Annotated in this window: 6 protein-coding genes; 2 read left to right on the forward strand and 4 right to left on the reverse strand. The window is 61.7% G+C overall.

Annotated features, from left to right (window positions below; translation table 11 throughout):
• Positions 1–61: 61 nt before the first annotated feature.
• From PG896_RS06805 to ydiJ, 4 genes are all read right to left on the reverse strand, one after another.
• Positions 62–1,960 (reverse strand): DEAD/DEAH box helicase, encoded by a 1,899-nt coding sequence (locus PG896_RS06805; RefSeq protein ID WP_029314717.1) that lies wholly within the window; start codon positions 1,958–1,960, stop codon positions 62–64.
• A 180-nt stretch (positions 1,961–2,140) separates the two neighbouring features.
• Positions 2,141–2,602 (reverse strand): hotdog fold thioesterase, encoded by a 462-nt coding sequence (locus tag PG896_RS06810; protein ID WP_010675105.1) that lies wholly within the window; start codon positions 2,600–2,602, stop codon positions 2,141–2,143.
• Positions 2,603–2,728: 126 nt separating this feature from the next.
• Positions 2,729–3,217 carry a hypothetical protein gene (locus PG896_RS06815; RefSeq protein ID WP_010675106.1) on the reverse strand — a complete coding sequence of 163 codons (489 nt, stop codon included), beginning with the start codon at positions 3,215–3,217 and terminating at the stop codon, positions 2,729–2,731.
• On the reverse strand, positions 3,217–6,273 hold the full coding sequence (gene ydiJ, locus PG896_RS06820) for a D-2-hydroxyglutarate dehydrogenase YdiJ (RefSeq protein WP_010675107.1): 3,057 nt from the start codon (positions 6,271–6,273) through the stop codon (positions 3,217–3,219). Before ydiJ ends, PG896_RS06815 begins: the two co-directional genes overlap by 1 nt.
• A gap of 169 nt (positions 6,274–6,442) precedes the next feature.
• On the opposite strand from ydiJ, the gene PG896_RS06825 reads away from it, so the two are divergent.
• Both PG896_RS06825 and PG896_RS06830 read left to right on the forward strand, forming a co-directional pair.
• Complete coding sequence (locus PG896_RS06825; protein ID WP_010675108.1) at positions 6,443–7,369, forward strand: cation diffusion facilitator family transporter; 927 nt, start codon at positions 6,443–6,445, stop codon at positions 7,367–7,369.
• Between the two features lie 357 nt (positions 7,370–7,726).
• A complete protein-coding gene (locus PG896_RS06830; RefSeq protein ID WP_270835546.1) occupies positions 7,727–7,900 on the forward strand; it encodes a hypothetical protein in 174 nt (57 codons plus the stop codon).
• Positions 7,901–7,946: the final 46 nt, after the last annotated feature.

The following is a 7,946-nucleotide window of genomic DNA, read 5'->3' on the forward strand; positions in this document are numbered from 1 at the left end:
GAAAAACAGACACAAAAAAGGCCGCTCCATGGAGCGGCCTTCTCATCAGTGCAGTCAGGGTTTAGCTGTCGCGGCGCTTGTTGCCACCGAATTTGCGACCCTTGTCGAAACCGCCTTCACGGCGATCCTTGTTGAAGGGACGGTCACCCTGGGGACGGCGATCCTTGTTGAAAGGACGGTCGCCACGGAACGGACGATCACCACGGGGCGGACGGGGAGCAGTGTTGCCGCCGGCCGGCACTTCGGTGTAACGGGTGATCTGCAGCGGACGCTGACAGACACGGGCCTTCTTGATCACTTCCAGCACCTCGGCGCTCATGCCCTTGGGCAGATCGACGGTGGAGAAGTCATCGGCGATGTCGATGTTGCCGATGAAGCGGCTCTCGATGTTCGCTTCGTTGGCGATGGCACCCACGATCTGGCCCGGCTTGACGCCGTGATGGGCGCCCACGTCGACACGGTAACGCTCCATCTCCACGTCCGGGTTGTCTTTCAGCGGACGCGGTTCGAGGGACGGCATGCGACGGGCCGGACGATCGCCACGGTCACCGAAGTCACGACCGCCACGATCGTTGAACTCACGACGCTCGAAGCCACCGCGATCGTTGCCAGCGTTGAACACCGGATCCGGAATGGAGTCATCCAGCAGCAGCGGTTGGTCGCCCTGTACCAGCTTGGCCAGTGCAGCAGCCAGCTCCAGCGGATCGGCAGAATCTTCTTCGATCAGCTCGTTCACCAGGTTGTGGTAGATCTCGAGCTCTTCACCCATCATGGTTTCGCGGATGCGCTCCTTGAACTTGGCCAGACGGTGCTGGTTGATGTCCTCGGTGCTCGGCATCTTCATCGGTTCGATGGCCTGACGGGTAGCGTGCTCGATGGCACGCAGCATGCGACGCTCGCGCGGCGCCACGAACAGGATGGCTTCACCCTTGCGACCGGCACGGCCGGTACGGCCGATACGGTGAACATAGGATTCGGTGTCGTAGGGAATGTCGTAGTTCACTACGTGGGTGATGCGCTCAACGTCCAGACCGCGGGCGACCACGTCGGTGGCGATCAGAATGTCCAGCTGGCCTTGACGCAGCTTGTCAACGGTACGCTCACGCAGCTTCTGCGGGATGTCACCGTGCAGCGCTTCACAGGCGTGACCACGGGCAGCCAGCTTGCCTGCCAGCTCTTCGGCGGCGTTCTTGGTACGCACGAACACCAGCAGGGCTTCGTAGGATTCCACTTCCAGCAGACGGGTCATGGCGTCCAGCTTGTGCAGACCGGTCACCTGCCAGTAACGCTGACGAATGGTGGTGGCGGTCGCGGTCTTGGAGGCGATCTTGATCTCTTTGGGCTGCTTCAGGTGCTTCTGGGCAACACGACGGATCTGCTCCGGCATGGTGGCAGAGAACAGGGCAACCTGACGACCGGCCGGGCACTGATCCATGATCCAGTCCACGTCGTCGATGAAGCCCATGCGCAGCATTTCATCCGCTTCGTCCAGCACCAGGGCTTTCAGACCGGAGAGGTCCAGGTTCTTGCGACGGATCAGGTCCATCACGCGGCCCGGGGTACCCACGACAACCTGAGCACCACGGCGCAGAGCGCGGGTCTGGGTTTCGTAGGAAGCGCCGCCGTAGATGGGCAGCACGTGGAAATCGGGCATGTGGTGGGCATAGCGTTGGCACGCCTCTGCCACCTGCAGGGCCAGCTCGCGGGTCGGGGCCAGCACCAGGATCTGAGTGTTGCGGTTACCAGCTTCCAGACGAGACAACAGAGGCAAGGCAAAAGCAGCGGTCTTCCCTGTACCGGTTTGTGCCTGCCCCAGCAGATCGTGTCCCGCCATCAGGTGGGGAATTGCTGCGGCCTGGATGGGAGACGGGCGCTCATAGCCCACGTCCTGCAGCGCTTTCAATACGGGCGCGGCCAGTCCAAGCTCACTAAAAAGGGGCAGTTGTTCGGTATCAGACATAGATTCTTCCAGATTAAGGCAGGCGGCTAACACCGCGGAATAGCAAAAAGGCGGCGATTATAGCGCCACTTTGTTCTGCTGTCTTGAAAAATGTGATAGGTGTCTCAAGACGTTGGCAATTATAGAGGGATCTCGTGACTATGGCTTGCTTATTTTTCACTCATGATGCGTTATTGCGGATCACGCTTCGCCAGAGTCCTTGTCCCGCTTGTGCTTGAGCACCGCCATGGTCAATCGGCTGGTGCACAATAAACGACCACGTTCATCGCGAATCTCGATCTGCCACACCTGAGTCGTCGCCCCCAGATGCAGCGGCGCGCAGCGCCCCGTCACCACCCCTTCCCGCTTGGCCCGTAGGTGGTTGGCATTGACCTCCAGCCCCACGCAGTAGCTCTCCGCTCCCACCGCCATGTTGGCCGCAAGCGATCCCAGCGTTTCCGCCAGCACCACGGAGGCGCCGCCGTGCAGCATCCCGAGCGGTTGATGGGTACGGTGATCCACCGGCATGGTGGCCTCCAGCCAGTCGGGGCCAAAGGCGCTGTAGACGATGTCGAGGTGGGCCATCAGGGTGTTGCGGGAGCTGGCGTTGAGCCCCTCCAGGCTCATGGGTTTGCGCCAGATGGGGCTGCTTTCTTGACTCATGGTGAGCGGACTCCTTGCGTGATCAACGGGTTATCGCTGCGCTGTAGCGGCAAACCAGCAGTGTCGGCGAAAAAGGCGCAAAAAAAAAGATGCCCACGCCGGGGCATCTTGCATCGAGATTGACCCTCACCAGGGATAGGTCACCCCTGGCCACTCGGCCCAGGGGCCGTCCCGCCCCGGCAGGCGCGGCTCGGACCAGCGCCATACCTTGCCGAGCCAGGTGCGCAGTTCGGCTTCGAGTTCGCTGTCAGTGAGCGGCGCCTCGGCCACCTTCCAGAAGAAGAGCTCCACCTGCACCTCCGGCAGCACAGACGGATAGAGGTAAACCCCGCCCCAGAAGCGGGGCTCCCTGTCCGGGCTCCAGAGGCCATAGGCAAAGGAGCGCTTGGCCAGAAACTCGGCGTGCTGCCACTCCAAGTCGGCCTCGTGCTGACTCAGGCTGAAATTGGCGGAGGGCCACACATCGTTCGGGCGAAACAGCTGATGGAGCTGATCCCGCTCGCGCAGGATGGCGACAAACTCCACCACGGCCTGGGACGGCGTGGTGGGGAGCAACAGAAAATGCGGGTGCCGAAAGGCCTTTGGCACCCGGAATCCCTTGGGAAAGTGGAGCATCAGAGCAGTTCCAGCAAGGCCTGCAGCGGGTGCTTGAGCTTCTCCCCCTCCATCCGCTTGACCTGGCTGCGGCACGAATATCCGGTGGCCAGGCAGCGAGCCTTGGGCAGGCGTTCAAGAGGCTCGGCCCAGCTCAGACCGTAGATCCCCTTGGAGTTCTCCACCTGTTTGGCGTCGTGACCATAGGTGCCCGCCATGCCGCAGCAACCCACCGACACCGGCTGCAAACGCGCACCGAAGCGGCCGAACAGGGTGCTCCAGTCACCGTGGGTGGTGGGCTTGGCGGTCTTCTCGGTGCAGTGGGCAAACAGATACCAGGGGTCGGTGCCAGCCTCTTCCCGCAGCGGCAGCGCCTCGGCAGGCAGGGAGAGCAGCCACTCCTGGGGCAGCAGCACCTGGAAATCGCCGCGGGCGGGGCCGAGCGCCTTCACGTACTCGTCCCGGTAGCAGAGCACCAGAGAGGGGTCGACCCCCACCATGGGGATGCCGAGGGCCGCCACCTTGTTGAGGAACTGGGCGCTGCTGGCAGCAGTGCGGGCGAAGGCGCGCAGGAATCCCTTCACGTGCTGAGGCTTGCCGTTGGGTTTGAACGGCAGCAGGTAGGGCTGATAGCCCAGCTTGCTGGCCAGCTTCACTAGGTCACGCACCACGGGGGCGTCGTAGTAGCTGGTGAAGGGATCCTGCACGATGAGCACCACTTTTTGGCGCTGCTCGGGGCTCATGGCCTCGAGGCCCGGCAGATCGAAATAGCGGGCGCGGTGATCCCGCAGCTCCTCGGCCAGGGTCGGCACGGAGAGCAGCGGCACATCCACCATGCCGATGCTCTTCTCGGTCGCCTTCTGGGCCCACTCTTTTTCGAGGAAGAAGTTGACCAGCTTGGGGGCCTTGGCCAGCAGGGGCGCATAGCTTTCTACCGTGCCCACGAAATAATCCTTGGGGCCGCGCAGATATCGGCTGTGATAGAGCTGCATGAAGCGGGCGCGGAAGGTGGGCACATCCACCTTGATGGGGCACTGGCTGGTGCATGCCTTGCACGCAAGGCACCCCTCCATCGCCTCCATCACCTCATGGGAGAAGTCATACTCGCCCCGGGCGCGGGCCACCGTATTGCGGAACTTGTCGACGATCTGCTTGAAGCGTAGACCCCCGCTTTGCAGCGCCACCTCTTCGGCAAGGGGATCGAAGCCCTGCTCCGACAACTGGCGCAGCCATTCACGCATCAGGCCAGCCCGCCCCTTGGGGGAGTGACGGCGGTCGCGGCTGATCTTGACCGAGGGGCACATGGGGGAGTCGGTCTCGAAGGTGAAACACAGACCGTTGCCGTTGCAATCCAGCGCCCGTGTATAGCTCTCGCGCACGGCAATCGGGATCTGGCGGTCGAACTTGCCGCGCTTGGGCCCGTCCACCGAGACAAGCGAAGCGCCGCTGCCATAAGGCATGCAGATCTTGCCCGGGTTGATGCGGTTGGCCGGGTCGAACGCCCCCTTGACCCGTTGCAGCTCTTCCCACAGCTCGCCGAAGAAGGCGGGGCTGTATTCGGAGCGAAAGCCCTTGCCGTGCTCCCCCCACATCAGGCCGCCGTATTTGGCGGTGAGCGCCACCACCTGATCGGAGATGCGCCGCAGCAGCACCTCCTGCTCGGGATCGCACAAGTCCAGCGCCGGGCGCACGTGCAGCACCCCGGCATCGACGTGGCCGAACATGCCGTAGTCAAGGCCGTGAGCGTCCAGCAGGGCGCGAAACTCCATGATGAAGTCCGCCAGGGATTCCGGCGGCACGGCGGTGTCTTCGGTGAAGGCCACCGGCTTCTTGCGCCCCTCGGCGTTGCCGAGCAGCCCCACCGACTTCTTGCGCATGCCATAGATGGTCTCGATGCTCGGCAGGTGGTCGCACACCTGATAGCCAATGACCCCGGCTTCACCACGCGCCAGCAGGCCGTCGATGCGCCGGCACAGCTCCGCCACCTTGGCCTTGTGCGCATCCTCGTCGGTGTCGGCAAACTCGACGATGTTGAGCCCCTGCAGATCCTTGCCGGGCACATCCTGGATGAGATCCTTCACCGAGTGCCAGATGATGTCGGCGCGAGCCAGTCCCAGCACCCGGGAGTCCACCGTCTCCACCGACAGGGCGTGGGCCTGTACCATAAAGGGGGCGTTTCTGAGCGCGGAGGGGAAGCTGTCGTACTTGACGTTGACGAGCGTGCGGTAGCGCGGGATGGGGGTGATGTTGAGCCTGGCTTCGGTGATAAAACCCAAGGAGCCTTCCGAGCCGCACAGCACCCGGCTCACATCCAGAGTGTCGGTATCGGGCTGATAGAGGTGCTTGAGATCGTAACCGGTCAGAAAGCGGTTGAGCTTGGGGAAGGTGGCCTCGATGTCGGCGCGCCGCTCGCGGCCGATGCGATAGAGGGTGCGATAGATCTCCCCCTCCCGGTTCTCGAGGGCCAGCTTGTCCGCCAGACGCTGACCGGTCACCGGCTCGGTCGCCATGAGATCGCCGTTTTCCAGCACGGCCTTGAGGCCGAGCACATGATCCGAGGTCTTGCCGTACACCAGCGACCCCTGCCCCGAGGCATCGGTGTTGACCATGCCTCCCAGGGTGGCCCGGTTGGAGGTGGAGAGATCCGGCGAGAAGAAGTAGCCGTGGGGCTTCAAATAGGCGTTGAGCTGGTCTTTGACCACCCCGGCCTGGGCCCGCACCCAGCCCTCTTCCAGATTAATTTCCATGATCTGGTTCATATGGCGCGAGAGATCGACGATAATGCCGCCGCCCAAGGATTGGCCATTGGTGCCGGTACCGCCGCCGCGAGGGAAGAAACTCAAGGTTGCGTACTCGGGCCCCTGGGCCAGCTTGAGCATCACCGCTATGTCATCCGCGCTGCGCGGATAGAGAACCGCCTGAGGTACGACCTGATAGACGCTGTTATCCGTCGCCATCGCCAACCGGCTTGCATAAGACTTTTCGATATCACCACGAAATGCTGATCGCGCCAGCAACTCAAGAAACTGCAGGGTTGTAGGTGACAAACTGTCCTGGTAATCGAGTCTCGGGATCATGAATCCTTGTTCCCATCCTTTGCTTGATGCCGGCATTCCGGCGACAACGACCGTTCGGGCCTGCCTCTTTGCGGGTGTCCGAACCAGTCCGCTCACATGTGAGCGGGCAGTATATCAGCTAGAAAACCGCTTGCGCGCGCAATCTTCACCATTTGAAAGGAGGACTTTTATGGCTCACTACAGCCATGTTATCAGTACGCTTATTCGCACCGAAAAACAGGCGCTGACCCTGTCGCTGTTTGGTTGCATCACCTTTGCCATTTTCGGGATCGGCTATGGTCTGTTCGTCGGTTCCAACGCCATCATGCTGGACGGCATCTTCACCCTGTTCAGCATGGGCATGACGGGCCTTGGGCTCATCACCGCCTACCTGGTTACCCGCCCCTCCGACGCCCGTTTCCAATACGGCTACGCCCATTTCGAACCCATCGCCAACGTCATCAACGGCGCCATCATTCTGCTGCTCTGCCTCGGTGCCCTCTATGGCGGCATCACCTCCCTGCTGGCGGGCGGACGGGAGATCGATCTCGGCCACGCCCTCATCTATGCCGTCGTCTCCACCTTCTTCTGCAGCATCCTCTATCTCATCGAGGCCGACGTGGCCGAGCGGGTCAACTCCGAGCTGGTGCGGGTGGACTCCAAGGAGTGGCTGGTGGATACCCTGCTCAGCGCCACCCTGCTCATCGGCTTTCTGGTCGCCATCGGGCTCGATACCCTGGGTTACGGCCACTACAACCGCTACATAGACCCCATGCTGGTCTCCCTGCTGGCCCTGTGCGCCACCCTCATTCCCATCAAGGTGCTCGGTCGCAACCTGCGGGAGGTGCTGAAGATCGCCCCCAAGGGAGAGGTCAAGCAGCGAGTCGAACACGAGATCGAGGCCCTGCGCCAGCGCCATGGCATCGAATGCTACAGCCACCTGGCGAAAAGCGGCCGCCGCTTCGATCTCGAGCTCAACATCCTGGTGGCCCCCGGCCAGGAGTGGCCCGTCGAGCGCCAGGATGCCCTGCGCCAGGAGCTCTGGTCCCGCCTCGGCGACACCCTGGGAGACGCCTGGCTGTCGGTCTGCTTCACCCGCGAGAAACGCTGGCTCTGATCCGGCGCTCGTCATTGCGCTGCAACGCGGGGCCCAGTCGCCCCGCGTCATGACTCCCGGCGCAACCGCCGCCAAGTTCCCTCCTCTGTCGAGGCCCCATCCTGCTTACCCCCTCACTCCTCGCGCCTTCCCCCTGTCCCGTTCAACCCGTCAGGAGAAAACGTTTACCACCCCTTCCGGATCAATATTCACTTTCATCCCAGGGAAAAATAATAAAAATTCGTTGCTAAAATAAAGTACCGCCGCTATTTATTCCGATCAGGGATGAAGGCTATTTCCTGCCTGGCAATGGAATTGTTGTTAACCGGAAAAATAAAATAATAAATCTCGTATCATTAAACAGTTGAGGTAATGTCCATGAAGAAAGTACTGATCGCTGCCATAACCCTGGCCATGGCGGGTGCGGCGAGCGCCGCCATTCCCCAGTTGAATTATGAGTGCCCGGGTCAAATCCAGATGCACAGCGATGAAGGTGGCCCCGTCTATATCAATGGCAAGGACAGGGCTGACGCATCAGTGTTTATACTTTGAACAACCCCATACATTCGAACAAATATTGTTCATTCAGACAGCAGAG

Source organism: Aeromonas sp. QDB30 (assembly GCF_027707645.1).
In the GTDB taxonomy this organism is placed as follows: Bacteria; Pseudomonadota; Gammaproteobacteria; order Enterobacterales; family Aeromonadaceae; genus Aeromonas; species Aeromonas caviae.